At 62.7% G+C, this 21,466-nt stretch carries 15 protein-coding genes; 6 read left to right on the plus strand and 9 right to left on the minus strand.

Going from position 1 to position 21,466, the window contains the following annotated elements; genetic code table 11:
* Window positions 1-8 precede the first annotated feature (8 nt).
* Genes SOM28_RS03565 through SOM28_RS03575 form a run of 3 tightly spaced genes read left to right on the plus strand, consistent with a single transcriptional unit; the run spans window position 9 to window position 4,439 of the window.
* Entirely contained in the window at window positions 9-854 is an 846-nt protein-coding gene (locus tag SOM28_RS03565; RefSeq protein ID WP_320467217.1) for a DUF4123 domain-containing protein, read from the plus strand.
* A 19-nt stretch (window positions 855-873) separates the two neighbouring features.
* Window positions 874-3,354 (plus strand): T6SS effector BTH_I2691 family protein, encoded by a 2,481-nt coding sequence (locus tag SOM28_RS03570; protein ID WP_320467218.1) that lies wholly within the window; start codon window positions 874-876, stop codon window positions 3,352-3,354.
* On the plus strand, window positions 3,351-4,439 hold the full coding sequence (locus SOM28_RS03575) for a DUF6708 domain-containing protein (RefSeq protein ID WP_320467219.1): 1,089 nt from the start codon (window positions 3,351-3,353) through the stop codon (window positions 4,437-4,439). The genes SOM28_RS03570 and SOM28_RS03575 overlap by 4 nt, the downstream gene beginning before the upstream one ends.
* Window positions 4,440-4,498: 59 nt before the next feature.
* Here the strand turns inward: SOM28_RS03575 and SOM28_RS03580 are convergent, their stop codons facing one another.
* The 3 genes from SOM28_RS03580 to SOM28_RS03590 all read right to left on the minus strand — a co-directional run bounded on the left by SOM28_RS03580 (window position 4,499) and on the right by SOM28_RS03590 (window position 7,975).
* Window positions 4,499-5,098, minus strand: coding sequence for a class I SAM-dependent methyltransferase (locus tag SOM28_RS03580; RefSeq protein ID WP_320467220.1), 600 nt, complete (start codon window positions 5,096-5,098; stop codon window positions 4,499-4,501).
* A gap of 52 nt (window positions 5,099-5,150) precedes the next feature.
* A complete protein-coding gene (locus SOM28_RS03585) occupies window positions 5,151-6,557 on the minus strand; it encodes an APC family permease (protein WP_320467221.1) in 1,407 nt (468 codons plus the stop codon).
* A 233-nt stretch (window positions 6,558-6,790) separates the two neighbouring features.
* Window positions 6,791-7,975, minus strand: coding sequence for an alpha/beta fold hydrolase (locus SOM28_RS03590; RefSeq protein WP_320467222.1), 1,185 nt, complete (start codon window positions 7,973-7,975; stop codon window positions 6,791-6,793).
* A 235-nt stretch (window positions 7,976-8,210) separates the two neighbouring features.
* On the opposite strand from SOM28_RS03590, the gene SOM28_RS03595 reads away from it, so the two are divergent.
* Window positions 8,211-9,155: a 2-hydroxyacid dehydrogenase gene (locus tag SOM28_RS03595; protein WP_320467223.1), complete on the plus strand. Its 945-nt coding sequence runs from the start codon at window positions 8,211-8,213 to the stop codon at window positions 9,153-9,155.
* Window positions 9,156-9,162: 7 nt separating this feature from the next.
* On the opposite strand, the gene SOM28_RS03600 is transcribed toward SOM28_RS03595, so the two are convergent.
* Complete coding sequence (locus SOM28_RS03600; protein WP_320467224.1) at window positions 9,163-9,891, minus strand: siderophore-interacting protein; 729 nt, start codon at window positions 9,889-9,891, stop codon at window positions 9,163-9,165.
* 24 nt (window positions 9,892-9,915) lie between these two features.
* On the opposite strand from SOM28_RS03600, the gene SOM28_RS03605 reads away from it, so the two are divergent.
* On the plus strand, window positions 9,916-10,404 hold the full coding sequence (locus tag SOM28_RS03605; protein WP_320467225.1) for a MarR family winged helix-turn-helix transcriptional regulator: 489 nt from the start codon (window positions 9,916-9,918) through the stop codon (window positions 10,402-10,404).
* Between the two features lie 19 nt (window positions 10,405-10,423).
* On the opposite strand, the gene zwf is transcribed toward SOM28_RS03605, so the two are convergent.
* From zwf to SOM28_RS03630, 5 genes are all read right to left on the minus strand, one after another.
* Complete coding sequence (zwf, locus tag SOM28_RS03610; RefSeq protein WP_320467226.1) at window positions 10,424-11,890, minus strand: glucose-6-phosphate dehydrogenase; 1,467 nt, start codon at window positions 11,888-11,890, stop codon at window positions 10,424-10,426.
* A gap of 192 nt (window positions 11,891-12,082) precedes the next feature.
* Window positions 12,083-15,034, minus strand: a complete 2,952-nt coding sequence (locus SOM28_RS03615) for a TonB-dependent receptor (RefSeq protein WP_320467227.1) — start codon at window positions 15,032-15,034, stop codon at window positions 12,083-12,085.
* Window positions 15,035-15,218: 184 nt separating this feature from the next.
* Window positions 15,219-17,096: a glycoside hydrolase family 28 protein gene (locus tag SOM28_RS03620; RefSeq protein ID WP_320467228.1), complete on the minus strand. Its 1,878-nt coding sequence runs from the start codon at window positions 17,094-17,096 to the stop codon at window positions 15,219-15,221.
* Window positions 17,097-17,105: 9 nt separating this feature from the next.
* On the minus strand, window positions 17,106-18,311 hold the full coding sequence (locus tag SOM28_RS03625; RefSeq protein ID WP_320467229.1) for a BT3233 family polysaccharide utilization protein: 1,206 nt from the start codon (window positions 18,309-18,311) through the stop codon (window positions 17,106-17,108).
* Between the two features lie 12 nt (window positions 18,312-18,323).
* On the minus strand, window positions 18,324-19,721 hold the full coding sequence (locus SOM28_RS03630; RefSeq protein ID WP_320467230.1) for a glycoside hydrolase family 88/105 protein: 1,398 nt from the start codon (window positions 19,719-19,721) through the stop codon (window positions 18,324-18,326).
* Window positions 19,722-19,920: 199 nt separating this feature from the next.
* Between SOM28_RS03630 and garD the strand changes: the two genes are divergently transcribed.
* Window positions 19,921-21,462, plus strand: a complete 1,542-nt coding sequence (gene garD / locus SOM28_RS03635) for a galactarate dehydratase (RefSeq protein WP_320467231.1) — start codon at window positions 19,921-19,923, stop codon at window positions 21,460-21,462.
* Window positions 21,463-21,466 lie beyond the last annotated feature (4 nt).

The following is a 21,466-nucleotide window of genomic DNA, read 5'->3' on the forward strand; positions in this document are numbered from 1 at the left end:
AAGACGCCATGGCGACGCATATGAATGAATTTGTCAGGGGCCATGCATATGGCGTGGTCGATGCCGCGATGCGCGCACTGGTCCCGACGGGAGTGCGTGTCGCGCCGCTGGTGCCGCGAAGATTGGCACGCAGCGCGCACCTGATGCCTGCCTTGGTCGACCTGAGGTCCGCAAGCGAACCAGAGCTGGAAACGCTCATCGCTGGTAACGATGCCGCTGCACCCGAAATGAGAACGCCGCTTGTGGCAGTGATGCTGAAGGCGACGTTAGGCATGGACGAAGTCGAGCGCCATTGGAATGCCATGCAGCTCGCGTCCCCTTATGGCGGAGGTCTTGTCTGGCTACGTATGCATGACCCCCGGGTATTACATCAGCTATTTCGCATCCTTTCCCCTGCACAGTGTCGCGACTTGTTCGGGCGCGTCGAGGCCATCGCCTATCGGATCGGAGGTGAATGGGTGGAGCGTGAGATCAAATCGAGGGCCCAGCAGCCTGGCTTGGACCGTGCCAATGAAGCGCCCGCGCACAGGGACTGGGCACGCATCGGGCGAATAGGGATCGTGAATCGTGCACTTCAACGTGCGGGTACACGAGATGCCGCACAGGTGGATAGGTGTAGCGAGGCAGCCGAGGAGGCGCTGGATCGTGCGGTGTCGCGATATGGACTGCGGGAGATCGAGGATCTCACCGAGTTCGCGTTTCGTGCCCTCGTTTGCCGCGCCGGTTTCGATGATGAGCTCAGCGTCGCTGCCGCCATAAGACTCCATGCGTCAAGCTGCCACGATTCCTATCTGTCTGACCATTTCGCACTGATCAACCCCGATGTCTGGCACGCTCTGCGGAGCGATAAGTAGGTACAAACCGGAGACTGTCATGCAAGCGTCGAAGAAATGCGAGTTCTGCGACAAGCGGGGATTGCCTCTATTGCTCGTGCGTGATGCAGTGGCGCCTTCTGGCTCAGGGGTTCCGGCTGCAAAAGGCCCGTCGATAGCATTGCCGTCCACGACTGCCTACTATACCAAGCGGTTGCTGCGCAGTGGCTACGTCAACGTATATGACGAAGCCAGGCGGAGGTGGGATTGCTACTTCGTGACACCGGAGGCGCTTCTCTACAAGCTTTCGCTGACGTCGATTCTCACGCCGTTGCTTACTCCAACTGGACCTTTTAATTGCACGATCGATGGCCATCGCGAAGCTGCTGGCTGTATCACGATTTCCGATCCACGCAACGCTACCTCGGTATGGATCGGTTTCAGCGACACACTGTGGACCGAGAAGGTGCGCAAGGATAACGAGGACCGGGAGGTTCGCAGGCGTCATATGGTGGAAGTAGATGTCCGCAGCGTCATGGCGGGGAAGAGCGCGCCGCATACGTCGATCCGCCAGGTGGAAGCGGTTGTAGCAGAGTATTCGCTGCCATCGCCGCGTATCAAGCCGATGATTGATGCGAGTCCATTCCGATATTGTTCGTGCTTCGGCGGCGGTGAGAAGCTGGTGAAGGAGTTCGAGGGCATACAGGCAGGAAAAGGATTGATTGTCACGGTGCCTGACCCAGCAGGAATAGTACAGGAGCTTGCCTTCCTGATGACCCATCTGCTTGAGTCGTTCCTAGCGAAAAATCCTACAGATCAGAGGAATCTTGCTGCAAGTGCGGGAATCGATCAGATTAAAAATTCGATCATTGGCAGGGCTGAAACGGAAGAGATCGAGGCTGCACGGATGGCCGCGTCGAAAATGGAAGCGATAAACCCGCTAGGACATGTTCTGTCGGAGTCAATACGTAACAAGACCTCGAATGTGCGAGAGGTCACGGCTGATGAGCTTGACCGAGCTACTGCGTCCGCGTGGTCGAAATACGACAGGAAGTTCGATGACGCCGCTCGTCAGCGATGGCGGGTGGAATTCGATGCGAAGCTCAAGGTATTCGATGAGCAATCCATCGCGCCGTTGGCTCTGCGGCATGTGGAATGGTTCAAGAGCGCGACATTCACGGATTATTTTGAATTTAATTATGATCCATCCAATGCTCTGTGTGGAGTGGCTTATACGAATGTGGTGACCAGCTGTCTCGCTGGAACACAGGATAAAGCCTGCTGCAATAAATTATATGTAGAACTCCTTCAGGGCAATTTTCAAGATAAAAAGAATGTTATTTTGAGGGCCTCAATCCTTAACCAGTCTGCAGTTGCAGATTCGATAGAGGCATCTTCAAAAATCGCTCTCGATAGTCGGCAAATACCATGGGACAGCCTGTTCGAAGCTTACAAGGCCGCAATTGAAGCGTTGGATAATAATTCCACAAACGGGCTTGCATTGTATATTGCGCAAATATCAGGCCCTGTGGCCCGAATCCTGGGTAAAGTCGTGGATGGCCGACCCGGCTTACATAAGGCCCTGATGATGTTGGGGTTCATCTCTGGAGATGCCGTCACTGTCTTCGAAATCAGTGGGAAGCGATCGCAGTTCGTGAGGTATCTCGCGAAGCAGATGATACGGACGAGTGGTGCGGTGATTAGCGAGAATCAGCTGCGCGCGGCGGTAAGCCTCGAGTTGGAGCGCTTGCGAATACGCGGCAAGCGGGTCGAAGGAAGCAGAAAATTGCGTTGGGTGGTTAGTGCCGATAGCGCCTCTATCGAGAACCTGCCCGGCGGTATGAGTCGAATTGCACAAGAAGCACAGTTGAAGTCTAGCTTGCGATCGGTGGAGCAATTGGAATCACTTCGTTTAGAACGCTGGCGATCGATAGTTAATCAACAAGTTCGATGGGGAGTTGTGACAGCAATCCTGCAGACTGTTTGTTTGACAAAGCTGTATGAAGATGAGCAAACGAGCCTTTCCAATGAAAGGCGAGACGCCCGTTGGCGGCGGATGGCAGCGATTGGCGGCTTAGTGGGGACCACATCTGAAGTGATAAGTAACGCACTGGAATCGCGTGCACGTCAAGGACTTCGCTTTGGGCAAAAGTTTGCGTCACTAACGGCTAGGGCGCTGATGTTTATTGGAAAAGGTGCCGGTTTGGCGGCAGGCCTTATCTTCGCGGCATTAGATGTTGTCAAGATTGGGGAAGTGATTAGCGAGAACGGCTCTGGCTTACTCGCTGTTGCTTATGCGATATCGGCGGGCTTAGGTTTATGCATGACGATAGCAGTTCTTTTTGGGGCGGCGTTTCCGATAACGCTTGCGCTCGCAGTCTTACTAGTGGCTATTGGAATATTGATTGAATTTTTTAAAGATGATTCATTGCAAGATTGGCTTGAGCGATGTCCATGGGGAGTACTGCGTGATCAGCGATATTCGAATATAAAAATTGAGCAAGAGCAGTTTGCTCAAGTATTCAAGGGGGTTTATCCATGAATTATTTTGGGTTGTTTCCCAAGTATAAAGTCAATCGGTATTTGAGCGAAAGGGAGGTTAGGCACCGGTTGGCACAAAAACAAAGGCTGAATGTCGAACCCCGTTTTCAGCTTTGTGTGATTAAAATGAACTCAACATTCCTTGAGTCTGTTGATAAATGGTATGGTTGGCGCGGCAGTCTTTTGCTTTTTTTGATTCCTGCAACTGCGATTCCAGTGTGGATGATGGGCTCGATGATTTCCATAGCGTTCTCAAAATCCGGTGGGTGGCCCTTGCTGCCCTATGATGTCGAAATAATATTAATGATTGCACCTATTGCAGCCTCCACATTTCTTGCTGGAATCTGGATTTTGCTCAGGGATTGCTTCACTTTCACGCATTACCCGATGAGATTCAATCGTAAGAAGCGAGTCGTTCACGTTTTCCATACGGACGGGACGGTGAGTACCACACCTTGGGATGAGATCTTTTTCACCCTCGGTCATATGAAGGGGTTGCATGAATGGGAGGTCCGCGGGCATATTCTTGAGCCGAATACTTCGACTATAAGAAGGACGTTCGCTCTAAGTTACACAGGACCTTTGAATTCGAACGACATCGACCCAGGCGTAAGCGGTCCATCTGAGTACGACTTCATTCGATCACATTGGGAATTCATCAGGCGTTACATGGAGGATGGGCCAGAGGCAGTTGCAGGCCAGGTTCAATTCTGCATGCCTCTGGATGGAAGGAGAGAGAGCATCCGTGTTGGCACAGAGCGAGTATTTGCAAATTTCGCGTCGGTACCCTTTGTGATATACCTAGTGGCTTGGCCGTTGTGTGCTTTAACCAGCCTGTTCCGCATCTTCGCAATGCGGACCAGTAAAATTCCTGTGTGGCCAGATGATGTTGAGAAGGACTGCCTGATAGAAGTCGACGATCCGTATGCCATCGTTGGCGACGAGATCGGCGATCGAGTTGCCGTTTATCCTGAAGCTGCAGCAGCGGCCGGAGTCGAATTCCGCGAGGCCGTCGAGGAGGAAAGGAATCTACGATCGAGGAATGGAACCGTCAAGGTAACCAAGCATGGAGACAATCTGCTCTGATCACAGGATGAGTTGCCTTGCGGCTCGAGCCCCACTCGGGGCTCGTGTCTGCTATTTAATCAAGCTACTTCCTTCTTGTTCGCTTCGGTAATGGTCCAATAATAAATCGTCCGGCCATCCACCTCGACGGTCTTCTCCGCCGGCCATTCCGACCCCATATCGAAGGCATGCGACACCACGCGCGTACCGACCTTGAGTTGCTTCCACAATTGCGGACGCAGCTTCGCATTAATTGTCGGCAGCAGATACAGGGTCACCACGGTGGCCGTCGAAAAATCGGTCTTGAACAGATCCCCGACACGGAACTGGGCGCGGTCGGAAACGCCGGCCTTCTTGGCGTTCTCCTTGGCTTCCGCAATACGGGTCGGATCAATGTCGATACCGGTGCCGCGCGCGCCACGCTCCTTGGCAGCCGTGACGACGATGCGGCCATCGCCGCAGCCCAGGTCGAACAGGGTGTCGTTCTTGCCGACCTTGGCCAGGTCGAGCATCTTGTCGACCACCTCTTGCGGGGTCGGCACGTAAGGCACGTCGAGGCGCGGCGTGGCGGCGGTGGCGGCAGTTGCCTGCGCCAGCGCACGGCCGAACGGGAACATCATCAGGCCGGTGGCGGCGGCGGTGGACAGCAGCAGGATACGGCGGCGAGGTTGCGGGTTCATCTGCACAGCTCCTTGGTCAGGTTTGGACTTGGGGGGATAAAACGGATGGCATCTATTGGTCAGTCTTCGAGCGCAACAGCAGCAACAACACGACGCCGATGGCCAGCACGGCGACGCCGATCCAGGCGGCGTTCAGGCCGCCGAGCTGCTGGCTGTACACGTACGACAGGCTCGACCACAACATATAGGCGCAGCTGGCGCAGAACAGCAGCGGCAGCACCGGGTACAGCGGCACCTTGAACGGCCGTGGCACGTTTGGCTCGCGCCGACGCAGCACGAACAGTGAGATACCGGTCAGCAGGAAGAACAGCCAGAACACGGGCGCCGTGAATTCGACCATGGACTTGAAGCCGCCGCCCAGTGCGGCGCCGGTCGCGACCAGCGCCAGGGCCGCGACGCACTGCACCGTCATGGCGACCGTCGGCGTGCCGCGCTCGCTGTCCCACTCGGCCAGGCGGCCCAGCTTTTTCCAGTCGAGGCCCATGGCGTAGCTGGTGCGGGCGCCGACGATCATGGTGGCGTTGATCGAAGTGAGGGCCGAGATCGCCACCAGCACCGAAATGATTTTTTCGCCGGCCGGGCCGAAGGCAGCCTTCATGACGTCGGCCGCGACCGCCTCGGAGGCGGCCATGCCGTCCATGCCGAGCACCTTCCAGTAAGCCCAGGTCACCATCAGGTAGAGCACGGTGATGATGACGATGCCCATGGTCAGCGCCTTGACCATGTCGCGCGGACCGCCACGCATCTCGGCGCTGATGTAGGCGGCTTCGTTCCAGCCGCCGTAGGTGAGGAGGACGAAGACCATCGCCATCCCGAGGGCGGCGGCGGTCGCGCCGGATGCGCCGGCGGCGGTCGTCGCAACGGCGGCCGGTGCGGGCGCCGGATCGGTGAACAGCGCGGCGGCGCCGACGATGAGCAGCAGGCCGAGGATTTCCGCGACCGTCAGGAAGGTCTGGGTGCCGGTCCCGGTGCGGATGCCGCGCAGGTTGAGCGCCGACAGTCCAGCGATCACGGCGACGGCGTACGTTGTGCTGCCCCAGCCGGCCGGCAGCATCGTCAGCGGAATCGCCTGCTGCATGTAGTCGCCGAACACGAAGCCGAGCAGCGCGATCGAGCCGGTGGTGATCACCGAGAAGCGCGCCCAGCCGAACAGGAAGGCGACCGAGCGGCCATAGGCGCGGTGCAGGTAATGGTAGTCGCCGCCGGCATGCGGATACGAGGTGGTCAGTTCGGCGTAGCACAGGGCGCCGATGAGCGAGACCACGCCGCCCATGATCCACAGGGTGAACATGGCCGTGGCGCCGCCGCTCATGCTGGCGACCAGCGACGGAGCCTTGAAGATGCCGGCGCCGATCACGACGCCGACGATGACGGCGACCGCTTCGCGCAGGCCGATGGTGGGACGAGGTCGGGTGTCGCGAGGGGCTGAGACAGTGCGTTGCGCTTCTATGGCATCCATGTCGTGATCAGTTGGGCGCGGCGCCGGCCGATGACCGGGTGGCGCTTGGTTGCACATGGGGAGCCTATAAACACACTAACGCTCACCCGCTTTTCGGTACTGGATGTTATCCAGACCGCAGAGCAGATGGCGCGCGATTGAATTGCTATAAAGATAAATACAGTTTGGTTGGGCTGGACGCGGAGGAATGTGCAATGCATGGCGCGGAACGACGCCGCGCCCGCGTCCAGGTACTAGTCCGCTGCCGGCAAAGCCTTGGCGTCTGCCCCGGCGCTGGCCGCGAGAGCCGGCAGCGAACGTTTGCTTCCATCGTTCGATGCATTCGCCAGCGCCGGCGAGCCCAGCCACTCAAAGATAGCCGGCCAGATGGCGGCGTGGGCACTGCGGCCGACCAGCACGCCGACGTGCTGCAGGTTGACGCCGACGTCGCCCTGGTATTCGAGCACGCGCTTGCGTTCGCTGCTGGCGGCTTCGTGGAAGGGCAGCACGGCTTCGGGCGGGATCACCTTGCTGCGGAAGTCGACCACGCACAGCAGCGGAGCGCGCAGGTCGCGCGGGCCGATCGTGCGGCCACCGACGTCGAGCCGGCCCTGCATGAAGTCGTCGTTGCGGTACAGCGACTCGACGATATCGGTGAACAGCCGGCCGGGCAGTGGGAATTCGTCATGGGTCCAGCGCTCGACCCGCATATGGGTGGCCATTGCCTTCGGGTCGAGCAGCGACAGCCAGCGGTCGGCGATGCGCTCCCACTGGAAGGCCTGCGGTTCGGCCATGGCGCTCATCATGTTCAGGTAGACGCCCGGCACGTGGCGGAAGGCGTCGGCGATGCCGCGTGCATGTGGGGTGGCGTTGACCAGCGGCGAGAAGCAGCAACTGGCCTGTTCGAAGTGCAACGGCGACTCGAGCAGGACGGTCGCGGCCACGCGGTCGGGATGGGTGCAGCTGTAGATGGCGGCCAGGATGCCGCCCAGCGAGTGGCCGACGATCGTCAACTGCTCTTGCCCGCTGTCCTCCATGATCGCCTGCTGGCAGGCCGACAGCATGCGGTCGCCATAGTCGTCCAGGCCGACGTCGCCGTCAGCGTCGGGCATCGGCAGCCATTCGGCCAGGTAGACCCGGTAGCCGCGCTCGCTCCAACGCTGCACCACGCTGATGTCGGGCGCCAGGTCCCAGATATAGGCGCGCTTGATCGGCGCCGGCACCAGCAGCACCGCCGGGCCGCCGCCGGGGGCGTCCTGGTAGCGGTGCAGCTTGAGGCCGGGCTGTTCGAGGATCACGGTCGACGGGGTCTGTTGCGGCCCGTAACCGGCGCGATCCAGCATCTTGCCGCGCGCCTGGCGGCTGCGGTCCATTTGCTTGAGGGCTTGCGTGCCGAGGTCTCCGAAGGCCCCGAGATTGTTCCAGTTGCTGGCGTACATGGATGGCGATCCCGTCGAATTGGCGATCACGAGACTCTACGCCAACTACCGCCGGGCTCCAACTGCGCACGATTCGAATCGCAAGCCTGTTTGCGCTAGGTAAAACTCTGTACGAGTAGATATAGCCGTAGCGAAAGGCAGCGGCGCAGGGGAAGAGGCCGGCGACCGGCGCATGAGCTGCTCCTCTGGCATACTCGACCTATCCATTGTTAGCGACAAGGCAGGGTATTTACCGATGAAGCCAGAGATTCTCGTGTTGGGCAGCGTGTGGTCGCCAGAAGTGCGCGCACAGGTGGAGCAGGCATTCCAGTGCCATTTCGTGCCGGCGATTCCGGTGGCCGGCGAGCCGGCCTTCGACGCGATCGCGGGCGGTATCCGCGCCGTCCTCACCACCGGCACGCTTGGCGTGACGCCGGAGCTGGTGGCCAGCCTGCCGGCGCTGGAGATCGTGTCGGTGCACGGCGTGGGCGTCGATGCGGTGCCGCTGGCGCTGCTGGCGGACAAGGGCATCCACGTCACCAACACGCCCGACGTGCTGACCGACGACGTGGCCGATTTCGCCGTCACGCTGCTGCTGTCGGCCGTGCGCCGCCTGCCGCTGCTGGACCGCTACGTGCGCGCCGGCGCGTGGCCGGCCAAGGGCCCCCTGACGCAGGCGCGTAGCCTGAAAGGCAAGGTGGCGGGCATCGTCGGCTTCGGCCGCATCGGCCAGGCGGTGGCGCAGCGCTTGCAGGGCTTCGGGATGGAGATCCGTTACCACCAGCGCAGCCCGGGGCCGGCGCCGGAAAAACGCAGCAGTTCGCTGCTGGCGCTGGCCGAAGAAAGCGATATGCTGGTGCTGTGCATGCCGGGCGGCCCCGACACCCGGCACATGATCGGGCTGGACGTGATCGAGGCGCTTGGGCCGGAAGGCACGCTGGTGAATATCGCGCGCGGTTCGGTGGTGGACGAGGCGGCGCTGGTCGCGGCCCTGCAGGACGGTCGGCTCGGTGCGGCCGGGCTGGACGTGTTCGAGGACGAGCCGAACGTGCCGCCGGCGCTGTTCGCGCTCGATAACGTGGTGCTCACGCCCCACGTCGGCAGCTTCACCGTGGAAGCGCGACGCGCGATGGGCCAGCTCGCGGTAGCCAATCTGCGGGCCCACTTCGATGGCGAGCCGTTGCCGACGCCGGTGGTCTAGCCGAGCTTCAATCCAGATGCTCGTGGTGATCGGCCACGCTCTGTTTCCAGTAGGCCGAGATCCGTGCGGCCTGGCGCGGCAGGCCCTTGTCGATCAATAGCTGGCGTACCTGGGCCATCAGCGCGGCCTCGCCACCGCCCCACGCCAGGCCGGCGCCACCTGGCAGTGGCAGGGCATTCAGCGCCTGCAGCAATTCCTCGTTCGACGTGGCCCAATGGACGTCGGCATTGGCCTGGGTGGCAAACTCGCGGCGGTCGGCCGCATCGACCAGCAGCACGGCCTGGACCCGGGCCGCGGACGGCAGTTCTTCCAGGCGCCGCGTGACGGCCGGCAGCGCGCTGGCGTCGCCGACCAGCAGGTGCCAGTCCATCTCCAACGGCAGGATCATCGAGCCGCGCGGGCCACCGATGATGGCTTTCGATCCGACCGTGGCATTGCGCGCCCACTCGGCCGCGCCGCCATGGCCGTGCAGGGCAAACTCGAGGTCGACCTCGCAGGCTTGGCGGTCGAAGCGGCGTGGCGTATAGTCGCGCCGAACCTGCTGGCCGCCGGCATCGTCGAACATGAACTTGACGTGGTCGTCGAAGGACAGCGACGTGAAATCCGAGAGTGCGGCGCCCTTGAAGGTGATGCTGACAAAGCCGGGGCTGAGCTGCTCGATGCGCGCAACCTCGACCTCGCGCATCTTGAGGTCGTGGCGCACGCGCTCGATGGAGGGAATATGGGATTCAGGCATGCTACACTCCAGAATTAGTTGATAGTGTCCACCATTATGCAAAAAGAAGTTGATAGAGTCAACCAAATCCACGGCAACCGTGCGGACGATCCCCTGGAGACGATGCATTCGATCGTGCATCTGTTCCGTGCGCGGCAGCTGCGCGGCCTGCGTAGCGGCCCGCACGAGCTCGCGCATATGGAGATGAAGGCGCTGGGATATTTCGCCCGCCATCCCGGCGCCACCCAGAGCGATCTGGTGGCGCATTCGGGAAGGGATAAAGCCCAGGTGGCGCGCCTGATTCGCGCGCTGCGCGAAGCACAGTTGCTGGAAGCGGCCGCCGACGAGCAGGACCGGCGCAGCACGCGGCTGACGCTGAGCGCAGCTGGACAGGAAGTGTTCGCGGGACTGCACCGACAGAGCGGCGTATTGAGGGAAGCGGCGCTCGCCGGACTGTCCGACGATGAACAGTCCCAGCTGATGGCGCTGCTGGCGCGGGTGCGCGCCAATCTGGAAGATAAGCGGGCGGACTAGCCGCCCGGTCGAAACAGGCTTACTCGACCCAGCCGAAGCCGTCGCGCGCCAGCAGCGCGAACGACTCCGCCGGACCCCACGAGCCGGCCGCATACGGATGCGGCTTCTCGTTCAGGGTTTCCCAGCCGTTGATGATCGGCTCGACCCATTCCCAGGCCGCTTCCAGTTCGTCGCGGCGCATGAAGTGGGTCAGGCGACCGCGCACCACGTCGATCAGCAGGCGCTCGTAGGCTTCGGCGCGGCGCTGCTGGAAGGCCGACTGCAGGTCGAGGTTGAGTGCGACCTGCTGCATCAGCATGCCGCTGCCGGGTTGCTTGGCGAAGAGCTGCAGCTTGATTGCTTCTTCGGGCTGCAGTTCGATCACCAGGCGGTTGGCGACGCCGCCCGGGGTTTCCGGGAACAGCGGGAATGGCGGATTGGCGAACTCGATCACGATCTTGGACGAGCGGCGGGCCATGCGCTTGCCGGTGCGCAGGTAGAACGGCACCTTCGACCAGCGCCAGGTATCGATGTGGGCGCGCAGGGCCACGAAGGTCTCGGTGTGGCTGGCGGCAGGCACGTTGCTCTCTTCGTGGTAGCCCTTGACCTCCTGGTTGCCGCTCACGCCGCGGCTGTACTGGCCGCGCACCGTGTCGCGCGCGATGTCGGCCAGCGTCATGCGGCGCAGCGAACGGATCACTTTAAGCTTCTCGTCGCGCACCGCGTCCGGCGACAGCGAGGTCGGCGGCTCCATGGCGACGATGCACAGCAGCTGCATCAGGTGGTTCTGCACCATGTCGCGCATCGCGCCGGCGCTGTCGTAGAAACCGGCGCGGCTGCCCACGCCGACTTCTTCGGCGACCGTGATCTGCACGCTCGCGATGTTCGGCGCGCGCCACAGCGGTTCCAGGATCGAGTTCCCGAAGCGCAGTACCATCAGGTTCTGCACCGTCTCTTTACCCAGGTAGTGGTCGATGCGGTAGATCTGCGATTCGGCGAAATGCTTGCCGACCGCCTCGTTGATCTCGACTGCCGAGGCCAGGTCGCGGCCCAGCGGTTTTTCGAGCACCACGCGCGCGTTGGCGTCGACCAGGCCGGTGGCGGCCAGCTTGTCGCAGATGGTGGTGAACAGCGACGGCGCGGTGGCGAGGTAGAACACGCGCTGGGCGCCGTCGCGCGAGGCGTCGCGCAGGGTGTCGAAGAGCTCGGCGTTAGAGACGTCCAGGCGCACGTAGACCAGCAGGTCGAGGAAGCCGGCCCAGCTTTTCTCGTTGAAATTGGCGGCGCTGATGAAGGAGCGTGAGTGTTCCTCGACGAAGGCCAGATAGGCGGCGCGATCGTAGTCCTGGCGGCCGGTCGACAGGATGCGGGTCGATGGCGGCAGGTTACCGTGCAGGAAGGCCATGTACAGGGCGGGCAACAGCTTGCGCATGGCGAGGTCGCCCATGCCGCCGAAGATGGTCATGTCGAGGGGAAGGCTGTTATCTTGCTCGTTCGAGGTGCTCATGTCTCTTTCGCTGACAGGTTGTATAGATCGCTTGCGTCGTGCGCTCGCCTGAAATGGTCTTTGATTGTAGCTTACATGACCGAATAAAGTCTGGCAAAAGCGGCAAGCTTGCCGTCGTCCGCGTAGGAGCGAAGGGATGGACGAAAAAAAGCCCGCGCAAGCGCGGGCTCCAAAGCCACCAAGAGACTGAATTTAGAACTTGTAGCGCAGGCCGAACAGATACTCGCGGCCGGTCACGTTGTTGACCACCACGCTGTTACGCGCGCGGCTGATGAACTGGTCGTTTTCCTCGTTGGTCAGGTTGACGCCTTCGAGCGTGAACTCGAGGTTTTCATTGACCTTGTACGACAGCGACAGGTCGACGTTGAAGGTTTCGTTCTTGCCCTCGACATCGTTGTTGTTCTGGCCCGGCACGCGGGTCACGAAGCCCGAGCGCTTGGCGCCCGAGACGCGTGCGCTGAACTTTCCGTCGTCATAGAAGAAGGTGGCGTTCCACGATTTCGGCGACAGGTTCAGCAGGTCGTCGGTGATGGTGGCGCCGCCGGTCGGCGAGACCAGGTATTCGATCTTCGAGCTCACCTTGGTGTAGTTCAGCAGGGTGCCGAAGTTCTTGCCCCAGCCCGGCAGGAAGGTGAACGGCTGCTGGTAGCTTAGCTCGAAGCCCTTCAGCTTGCCGCCATCGGTATTGACCGGCAGCGTTTGCTGGAACACTTCCTCACCCGTGAAGTTCGCCGGCAGCAGCGACATCGGCAGGCCCGAATCCCGGAACGCCACGTTGGTGCGCAGGCTCTGGATATAGGTGTCGATGTTCTTCTGGAACAGGCCCAGGCCGACGAAGGCCTTGTTGGCGAAGTAGTACTCGAAGCTGCTGTCGAAGGTCTTGGCGCGGAACGGCTTCAGGAACGGGTTGCCCGAGTTGATCGACAGGTTGCCGGTGGTGGCGATGCTGCCGCCCGGCGACAGGAAGCCCAGCTGCGGACGGGTCATCACCTTGGCCGCGCCGAAGCGCACGATGAACTCGTCGGTCACGTTGGCGGTCAGGTTGAACGAGGGCAGGGTGTCGGTGTAGTCGTGCTCCACTTTCACAGCGGTGCCGCCGCCGGCCGCCTGATAGCCGATGGTTTCGAGGTCGGTCTTCACGTAGCGCACACCGATGTTGCCGCGCACCGGAATATTCCACAGGTCGTGGCGGAACTCGCCCATCAGGTAGACGCCGTCGCTCTTCTCGGTCACCGAGCGGTTGTTGCCACGCGCATTGCCGTTCTCGATCGACGACAGGGTGAAGTCGCCCGGGCCGCCGGCAGGACCGCTCTTGATGCAGTTGCAGTAGATGTCGTAGGCGGCGGCGATGGCCGCCAGGTTCGGCATCACCCAGCCGGTGGCGTTCCCGGCCGGCATGCCGAGCTGGCTGCCGAAGCCGGTCATGTTCGAGGTCAGGCCGGTGGCGCCAGCCGGTGGCGCGAAGATCGTGTCGTTCTGGTTCACGCGGCGGAACTCATAGGTCTCCGACGTGTACTTCTTGCTGTTGACGCCGCCCTTGAAGGTCAAGCTGTCGCTCGCTTCCCAGGCCAGGTCGAACTGGGCGACGTTGTTGACGTTGTCGGTGCCCTGCGGACGGATGCGGATCTCGCTGGTGGTGGTATTCGGCACGGTCGTCGGCTGGGTGCCGCTGGCGACCTGCGGCACGCCGATCAGGCCGAGCGGGCCGCCGTTGACGTCGAACGGATACGTAATCAGCGGACGGCGGCTGTCGCCACGGAAGTCGATGCTGTAGCCATCCACGTTCAGGGCGTCGAGTGTGACCGTGGTCTGGATCGGATTGCGGAACTTCGACTCGGCGCGGCCGTACTTGGCGCTCATGCTCCAGGTGTCGGAGAGCTTGTGTTCCAGGGTCAGCGTCGGCTGGGTGAAGGTGGTCTTCAGTTCATCGAAGCGCTGCTCGGAGCGGATGTCGACGTTGTTGTAGCGGCCGTACAGGAGCGAGCCGTTCGGCGCGTACTGCGCTTCGAGCACGCCGACCTGCGGCTTGCCGCCCTGGCTGGCGCTGCGGCTGAACGAGGTCGCTTGCAAGAAGTCTTCCTGACGGGTCGCATCGAGCTTCGAGTACAGCATGTCGAAGGTCAGCAGGGTGCCGCGTTGCGGACGCCATTGCACCGAACCGGTCAGGCCCAGGCGGTCCTGGTCGTGGGTCAGGCGGCCATAGCGCGGCAGGCGTGGATGGAAGTTGTTCGGGTCGCTGGCCGCGTTATAGGCGGCGATGTTCTCGGGCATGCCGGGCAGGCGCTCGGCGCCTTGCGCGGCCGGGCCGCAGGTGGTCGCGGTCGAGTTGCTCGGATTGGCGACCATGCCTTGCGGTGCGCACCAGCCGCCCGAGGATGGGCCGTTATCCCAGCGCACGGTGCTGAAACCGTCTTCCAGCACGCGGCGCTTGGAGTAGGCGCCCGAGAACAGCACGCCGACCTTGCGGTCGAAGAAGGTGTTCGAGACCATGAAGGCCGCACGTGGATCGGTTTTCTCCGAGCCGTCGTTGTACTTGCCCTTCAGGGCAACGGTGGCGTTGAAGCCGCGCAGGTCGAACGGACGCAGGGTCTGCAGGTCGACGGTGGCGCCGAGCGAGCCTTCGTCGACGTCGGCCGAGGAGCTCTTGCGCACCGTCAGGGCGGAAAACAGCTCCGATGCAAACACGTTGAAGTCGAAGCCGCGGCCGCGGTTGGTGCCGCCCGAACTGTCGGTGCCGCCGGTGGTGGCCAGGCCTTCGATGCCATTGATCCGCACGCGGGTAAAGTCCTGACCCAGGCCGCGCACGGTGATGCTGCGGCCTTCGCCGGCGTCGCGGTCGATCACCACGCCCGGCACGCGCTGCAGCGACTCGGCCAGGTTCGTGTCCGGGAACTTGCCCATGTCTTCCGACTTGATGACGTCGACGATGCCGTTGTCCTGGCGCTTCGCATTCAGCGCGCTTTCGAGCGAGGCGCGCAGGCCGGTCACGACCACGGTCTGGGCGTTGGCGGTGTCGCCGCCGGTCGCTGCGGCCGCTACTTCCTGGGCAAATGCCGGGCCGAGCGAGAGGGCCGACACCGAGGCGGTGCCGAGCAGGCAAAGGGTGAGTTTGCGCAGGACTGCGCGGTGGGGATTGTGGTTCATTTTGTCTCCATGCGTTTTTGATCCGGTGGACTATGAACATGTCCGCCGCCGCTACTTTGTGATTATTTGGTCCCCCCGGTGTTGATCCCGGTGGTCAGGCCAGTTGTTGAATTCTATGTCAACTTTTGCGTTTTTGGTCAGACCAATTAAAAAATATTTTTCAACTGGTCTGACCTGTTGCAAGTCAGGTCTTTGTCGACAAGACCTGCTTGTAGCGCTTGCCACCGATGGTGACGTTGTCGAGCGTGATCTCGACGGCGTTGTGGATGAACCACGGCTGCTTGGCGTTGGCGGGCGTGCCGAAATCCGAGTCGCTGATGCGAATGCGCGCGATCGGCGGGATTGGCGTGCCCGGCTTGCCGTTGAAGCTCGACGCGACCGGTCCCAGCAACATGAAGGCCTGGTAGCACGAGAAACTGCCCTTGCCGGTATCGACATTGCTGGCGCGGACATTGCGGATGTCGATATCGGACACCTGCGGCGGCCGGATGCGCATCGTGTCGTCGCCCGGTACGTAGTCGCAGTCGATGGTAATGATGGCGCCCGCGCTCGACGCCACCGGCACGTTGATCTCGTTGGCTCCCGGCAGCGGCTTGTACAGCATCGGCTCGATCGACACGCCGTGGGGCAGGGTGACGTCGCGCACGTACAGGTGGCGCAGGAAGCCACCCCGGTTCATATTGGTCTTGAGGCGGATCGCCGTGTTCAGCGGATCGTCCTTCCAGTGGATGTTGCGGAACTCGAGCTTTTCCGCGAACACGTATTCGATGCCGCCCGCCATCTCGCTGCCGAGGGTGACGCCGCCATGGCCGCTGTTCATCACGCAGTTCTGGATGACGATATTGCGGGTCGGGCCGTGCTGGGTATCGAGGTTCTTGCCGGCCTTGATCGCGATGCAGTCGTCGCCGTTGTTGAACAGGCAGTCGTCGACCAGCACGCCGTCGCAGGCTTCCGGATCGAAGCCGTCGCTGTTCGGGCCCAGGCTTTCCATGTTCACACGCCGGATCAACAGATCGCGGCAGTTCACCGGGTGATGCAGCCAGAACGGCGCGGCATTGACCTGGTAACCCTGCAGCAGCACTTTATTACAGCCGATCAGCTCGATCATGCAAGGGCGCAGGTAGTGGCCGTGGCCGAATACGCGCCGCTCCACCGGCACGCCGGCTTCGGACAGCGCCGGCAGGTAGCGCGAATCCGTCTGCCAGCGATCTCCCTCGCCCTGGATGCTGGCCTGGCGCTGCGCATCGATGCCAGGGACGACCTTGTCGAGCGGAGGATTGTTTGGGTTGGCGTAAACCTCGGTGCGCTTGCGTACTGGTTTGCCACGTCCCTTCCAGTCCCACCAGCACTCCGGCCCCTCGGCGAAGCCCGGCTCGAACGGCACGCCGCCCTGGCCATTGAGGATGCTGGTCCAGTCTTCACCGGTGAGGGCGATGTTGGTCTGGTTGATGGCGTACACCATCGGTGAATAATTCAGGCAGTCGTTGCCCTGCCAGCGCGACAGCACCAGCTTGCCGTTTTTGCCGCAGTCATGGTCGCCGTGGCGCGCGTAATGGGCCGGATTGGCGGCGAAGTGCACGCGCGCGCCAGCCGCCAGGTGCACGTGCACGTTCGAGCGCAGCACGATCGGGCCTGCGCAATACCATTCTCCTTTCGGGATCACGACCCGGCCGCCGCCCTTGGCGTGACAGGCCGCGATCGCGGCGGCGATCGCCGGATAGCAGTCCGGTGAGCCCGGCGCCGGCGTGTCCAGGGTGCCTTCGACCAGCGATTCGGTCTGACCTTTCACCTTGACCAGCGTGCACGGTTTGGCGCCGTGCGCGGTGATCGGAAAATCCTCGTCACGGAAGGTCAGCGGGGTGGCGAAGCGGGCCACAATGGCGGCGGCGCGCTGCCAGGGATCGGCAGCAGCCGTGGCCACATTCGCTGCCGCGGTCGTCAATGCTCCCGTGGCGGCCAGCGCGCCGGCCTGGTGCGCTGCAGCGGTCTTGACGCCGCCCAGCATCAGCGAGGCGGCGGGGACGGTGCGCAGCAGGGCGCGGCGTTTTTCTTGAAAATTCATCGAGATCCCTTACTTCGCAGGCTGGATGGTCACGCGCACCGGGCTGGCGTCGCGTGCGGTGATGTCCTGGGCCTGGCGTTCCCATTGGGCGCGGCTGGTGATTTCGCCGGCCCGGCTCCAGGCGGCGCCGGCGTAGTAGCGCAGCGGATGGCCCGGCGTGGCCTTCGCGAACACCAGTTCGTTGAGCGCATCCTGGGCGAAGCCCTCGGCGCCCGGCAGCACGACCGCGGTGCCGAAGGCGTCGTTGCTCTTCTGCTCTACCCATTGCAGCAAGACCTTGCCGTCGCGGCCGACCGCGATCTTCGGATCCTGGCCCTTGTCGCCCGGCGTCTTGTTCAGGCCCACGGCCACCGTCAGCGGCGCAGCATCGCTGGTCGTGAAGGTGCTGTCGATGCGGTCCAGCCAGTGGCCCGCGTCGACCGTGAAGCGCTTGACTTCGCTGACCTGGCGGCCGCCCGCATCCCATGGCGCATAGCGCAGCTCGAACACGGCGCGGATCGGACCATTCGCCAGGATCTTGTAGCTGGCGTAGTTCACGCCCGTGTACAGCGTCTTGCCGTCCCAGATGCCGGTGCCGCCGGCGCCGCGCGACTTGCCGACGTTGTACATGTCCATGCCTTCACCCTGGTCCTTGTGGTAATGGTCATGGCCCTTGTTGTACCAGCGGTCGACGATCGGGTAGTCCACCCGCTTGAACCAGATATCCAGGCCGCTGGTCACCAGCACTTCCTTGACCACGCCGGCCGGCGCCGGCGCCGCCAGCGCCGGGCCATAGGTGCGGTGCGCGACCTTGTCGTTCTCCCAGGCGAAATCGTCCAGGCGCTCCGGCACCTGGCGCGCGAAGGCCTTGATAGGGAAGGGCGGGGCCACGCCGTCGATGCGCTCGACGGTGAAGCTGGCGCTCTTCTCGCCGGCGCCGAAGCTGTGCTGGAACAGCAGTTCGCCGTAGGCGACGCCTTCGTTGTTCGGGTCCTTGGCCTGCGGGGCGACGTTGGTGACCTGGTGCGGCAGCACGCGGCCACTCGCGTCCTTGACCGCGATCTTCTGCACCATCGCGCCCGGCATGGCGGCATTGACCTGCTTCCAGGGGATCGCAATGGTCTCCGATGGCCGCGCGATCGACAGGTCGTGCTGTACGGTGACCGCGAATTTGTCCTGGGCCAGGCTCGGCGCGAGCGCCGTCCCCAGCATGGCTGCTAGTACGAGTCGTTTCATCTTGTCCCCCGATTAGTGGTGTTCGCGGTAGTCGGTCTGGCCGCCCTTGGGCATGTAGTGGTAGGTGCGCACCTTGTGCTGGACCTCGAAGGCCGGATTCTTCACCAGGCGGATGATCTCGGCGCCGGCCATCAGCATCGGACCGTAGCCGTGCAGGGCGTCGACGCTGGTCGGGCGGTGGTAGTAATAGACCATGTCGCTTGCGAGCGTCGTGCCGACGCAGGTGCCTTCCACCTGGCCCAGCGAATTGATGCGGGTCGACAGCGCGTTCCAGCCGGCCTGCGCGATCGAGCCATAGGTGGTCGGGCTGACCCAGCCCTCATTCACGGCATGCGCGAACACATAGGTGAACATGGCGCTGGCCGAAGTCTCCAGATAAGAGTCGTTCCGGTCCAGCATCTGGTGCCACATGCCGCTGCCGCTCTGCAGTTCGGCGATGCCTTTCAGCGAGGCGCGCAACTGGGCCAGCACCTTCGGATAGCCCGGGTGGTCTTTCGGCAGCACGTCGAGCAGGTCGGACATCGCCAGCACCGCCCAGCCGTTGGCGCGCGCCCAGTAGAAGCGCGGCGCGTCCTGGTGGTTGGCGTGCCAGCCGTGGGTGTACAGGCCCAGCTGCGGATTGAACATGCGGCTCGACATGCCCAGCACATTGTTGACGGCGTCGTCGAAGTGTTCGCGCTTGCCCGTCAGGCGGCCCATCTCGGCCAGCGCCGGGATGCTCATATACATATCGTCGGCCCACAGCGAGACTTCTTGCGGACGCTTGCGCGCCATGGTGCCGTCTTCCAGGCGGAACTGGTGCTTGGCGACCCAGTCGCTGCAGGTGTCGATCATGTTCTGCAGATCGGGACCGACCTTGGCCAGGCGGGCCCGGATCAGCGCAGCGCACATCGAGCCGGTGTCGTCCAGCGAGCGCGGATCGAGGAAGCGCGAGAAACTGTTGCCGCGCTCGAGCTTGAACTTCTGCTCCTGGGCGCGGAAATAAGGAAGGGTGTCGTTGAAGAACTGGAAGTGGCGGCGCGTCATGCCGGTGAAGCCGTTGTCGCCGGTGATCTGGGCCGCCTTGATCAGGCCCGAGTGGACCACGCCCATTTCGTACACCTGGATGCCGTAGTCGCCTGCGCTGCGCTCGAACACCGCGTCGGCGTTCGGTGTCCTGAGGTCGGTGATCGGCTGGCCGGTGCGCTTGCTGACGACGCGGGTCGGCGTGGCGCGATCCATGAAGGACCGGATCGATTGCAGCTGGGCCGTCACTTCGGCCACGACCGGCATCTTGTAAGGGATCGGGTAAGTCCCTTCACCCGGGTCGCCCAGGTTGGTATTGTCGGGATTGCGGTACTTGCCCTCGGCGAGGGCGGGTCCGCAAGCGAGCGCGCAGCCCAACAGGGCTGCCAGCAAATGCAGTTTCATGTGTCTCCAATCGGCGTTGTTGTGTTACCCGTGTTGCTTAAACTTCAGGTACTGCTCTTTTGGTCAGGCCATTCTAATTTGGTCAGACCAAAATCGCAAGGTGGACTAGCCACTTTTCATTTTTGTGTGGCATACTGAAAAAAACATCAGGCATGGCAGCTCACCATTGCAGACCCCTATGAACTCGCAGGCAGACCCTATGAATCAGCTCGTACCCCGTACCATCCGCATGCAGGCCAGCGACAATGTAGCGATCGTCGCCAACGATGGCGGCCTGCCCGCCGGCACCGTTCTTGCCGATGGCCTGGTGCTGGTCGAGGGGGTGCCGCAGGGGCACAAGGTGGCGCTGGTCGACCTGCTCGATAACGATCCGGTGATCCGGTATGGCGTCGTGATCGGCTACGCCAATGGCGCCATCCCGCGCGGCAGCTGGATCTCGGAGAAGGTGCTGCACATGCCGGCCGCGCGTTCGCTCGACAACCTGCCGATCGGCACCCATGCCGTGACCGATTTCCCGCCGCTGGAGGGCTTCACCTTCGAGGGCTACCGCAACGCCGACGGTTCGGTCGGCACCCGCAACCTGCTGGCGATCACCAGCACCGTGCAATGCGTGTCGGGCGTGATCGAGTATGCGGTCAAGCGCATCCGCGACGAACTGCTGCCGCGCTATCCGAACGTCGACGACGTGGTGTCGCTCGAACACATCTATGGCTGCGGCGTCGCGATCGACGCGCCCGGCGCCGAAATCCCGATCCGCACCATCCGTAACCTGTCGAAGAACCCGAATTTCGGTGACGACGTGATGGTCGTCAGCCTGGGCTGCGAGAAGCTGCCGCCGACGCGCCTGTTCCCGGCCGGTTCGATCCCGATCGGCTCGGCCCAGCCGTCGGTCGTGACCCTGCAGGACCAGCAGCACGTCGGCTTCATGTCGATGATCGACAACCTGATGGCGACCGCCGAACGGCACCTGCAAAAGCTGAATGCCCGCCGCCGCGAGACCTGCCCGGCATCGAGCCTGGTGGTGGGCGTGCAGTGCGGCGGCAGCGACGCATTCTCGGGCGTCACCGCCAATCCGGCGGTGGGCTACGCCACCGACCTGATCGTGCGCGCCGGCGGCACCGTCATGTTCTCCGAGACGACCGAAGTGCGCGACGGGATCGACCAGCTGACCGCGCGCGCCGCGACGCCGGAAATCGCCCAGGCCATGGTGCGCGAGATGCAGTGGTACGATGACTACCTGGTGCGGGGCGGTGTGGACCGCAGCGCGAACACGACGCCGGGAAACAAGAAGGGCGGCCTGTCCAATATCGTCGAAAAGGCGATGGGATCGATCGTCAAGTCGGGCAGCACGGCCATCACCGGCGTGCTCTCGCCCGGCGACAAGCTCGCGCAGAAGGGCCTGATCTACGCTGCTACGCCGGCCAGCGACTTCATTTGCGGTACGCTGCAGATGGCCGCCGGGATGAACGTCCACATCTTCACCACCGGCCGCGGCACGCCTTATGGGCTGGCTGCGGTCCCGGTGATCAAGATGGCGACCCGTTCCGACCTGGCGCGCCGCTGGCACGACCTGATGGACGTCGACGCCGGCCGCATCGCCACGGGCGAGGCGAGCATCGAGGACGTGGGCTGGGAGTTGTTCCGCATGATCCTCGACGTGGCCAGCGGCCGCCGCACCTGGGCCGAGCAGTGGAAACTGCATAATTCGCTGGCGCTGTTCAATCCGGCGCCGGTGACGTAAATAA

The sequence above is a fragment of the Massilia sp. CFBP9026 genome (assembly GCF_034045165.1).
GTDB classification, from domain to species: Bacteria; Pseudomonadota; Gammaproteobacteria; order Burkholderiales; family Burkholderiaceae_D; genus Telluria; species Telluria arenae.

What these genes read in the sequence shown, in the direction of transcription:
- SOM28_RS03565 (WP_320467217.1), top strand. Translation starts at nt 9, where the DNA reads ATGGCGACGCATATGAATGAATTTGTCAGGGGCCATGCATATGGCGTG.
- SOM28_RS03570 (WP_320467218.1), top strand. Translation starts at nt 874, where the DNA reads ATGCAAGCGTCGAAGAAATGCGAGTTCTGCGACAAGCGGGGATTGCCT.
- SOM28_RS03575 (WP_320467219.1), top strand. Translation starts at nt 3,351, where the DNA reads ATGAATTATTTTGGGTTGTTTCCCAAGTATAAAGTCAATCGGTATTTG.
- SOM28_RS03580 (WP_320467220.1), bottom strand. Translation starts at nt 5,098, where the DNA reads ATGAACCCGCAACCTCGCCGCCGTATCCTGCTGCTGTCCACCGCCGCC.
- SOM28_RS03585 (WP_320467221.1), bottom strand. Translation starts at nt 6,557, where the DNA reads ATGGATGCCATAGAAGCGCAACGCACTGTCTCAGCCCCTCGCGACACC.
- SOM28_RS03590 (WP_320467222.1), bottom strand. Translation starts at nt 7,975, where the DNA reads ATGTACGCCAGCAACTGGAACAATCTCGGGGCCTTCGGAGACCTCGGC.
- SOM28_RS03595 (WP_320467223.1), top strand. Translation starts at nt 8,211, where the DNA reads ATGAAGCCAGAGATTCTCGTGTTGGGCAGCGTGTGGTCGCCAGAAGTG.
- SOM28_RS03600 (WP_320467224.1), bottom strand. Translation starts at nt 9,891, where the DNA reads ATGCCTGAATCCCATATTCCCTCCATCGAGCGCGTGCGCCACGACCTC.
- zwf (WP_320467226.1), bottom strand. Translation starts at nt 11,890, where the DNA reads ATGAGCACCTCGAACGAGCAAGATAACAGCCTTCCCCTCGACATGACC.
- SOM28_RS03615 (WP_320467227.1), bottom strand. Translation starts at nt 15,034, where the DNA reads ATGAACCACAATCCCCACCGCGCAGTCCTGCGCAAACTCACCCTTTGC.
- SOM28_RS03620 (WP_320467228.1), bottom strand. Translation starts at nt 17,096, where the DNA reads ATGAATTTTCAAGAAAAACGCCGCGCCCTGCTGCGCACCGTCCCCGCC.
- SOM28_RS03625 (WP_320467229.1), bottom strand. Translation starts at nt 18,311, where the DNA reads ATGAAACGACTCGTACTAGCAGCCATGCTGGGGACGGCGCTCGCGCCG.
- SOM28_RS03630 (WP_320467230.1), bottom strand. Translation starts at nt 19,721, where the DNA reads ATGAAACTGCATTTGCTGGCAGCCCTGTTGGGCTGCGCGCTCGCTTGC.
- garD (WP_320467231.1), top strand. Translation starts at nt 19,921, where the DNA reads ATGAATCAGCTCGTACCCCGTACCATCCGCATGCAGGCCAGCGACAAT.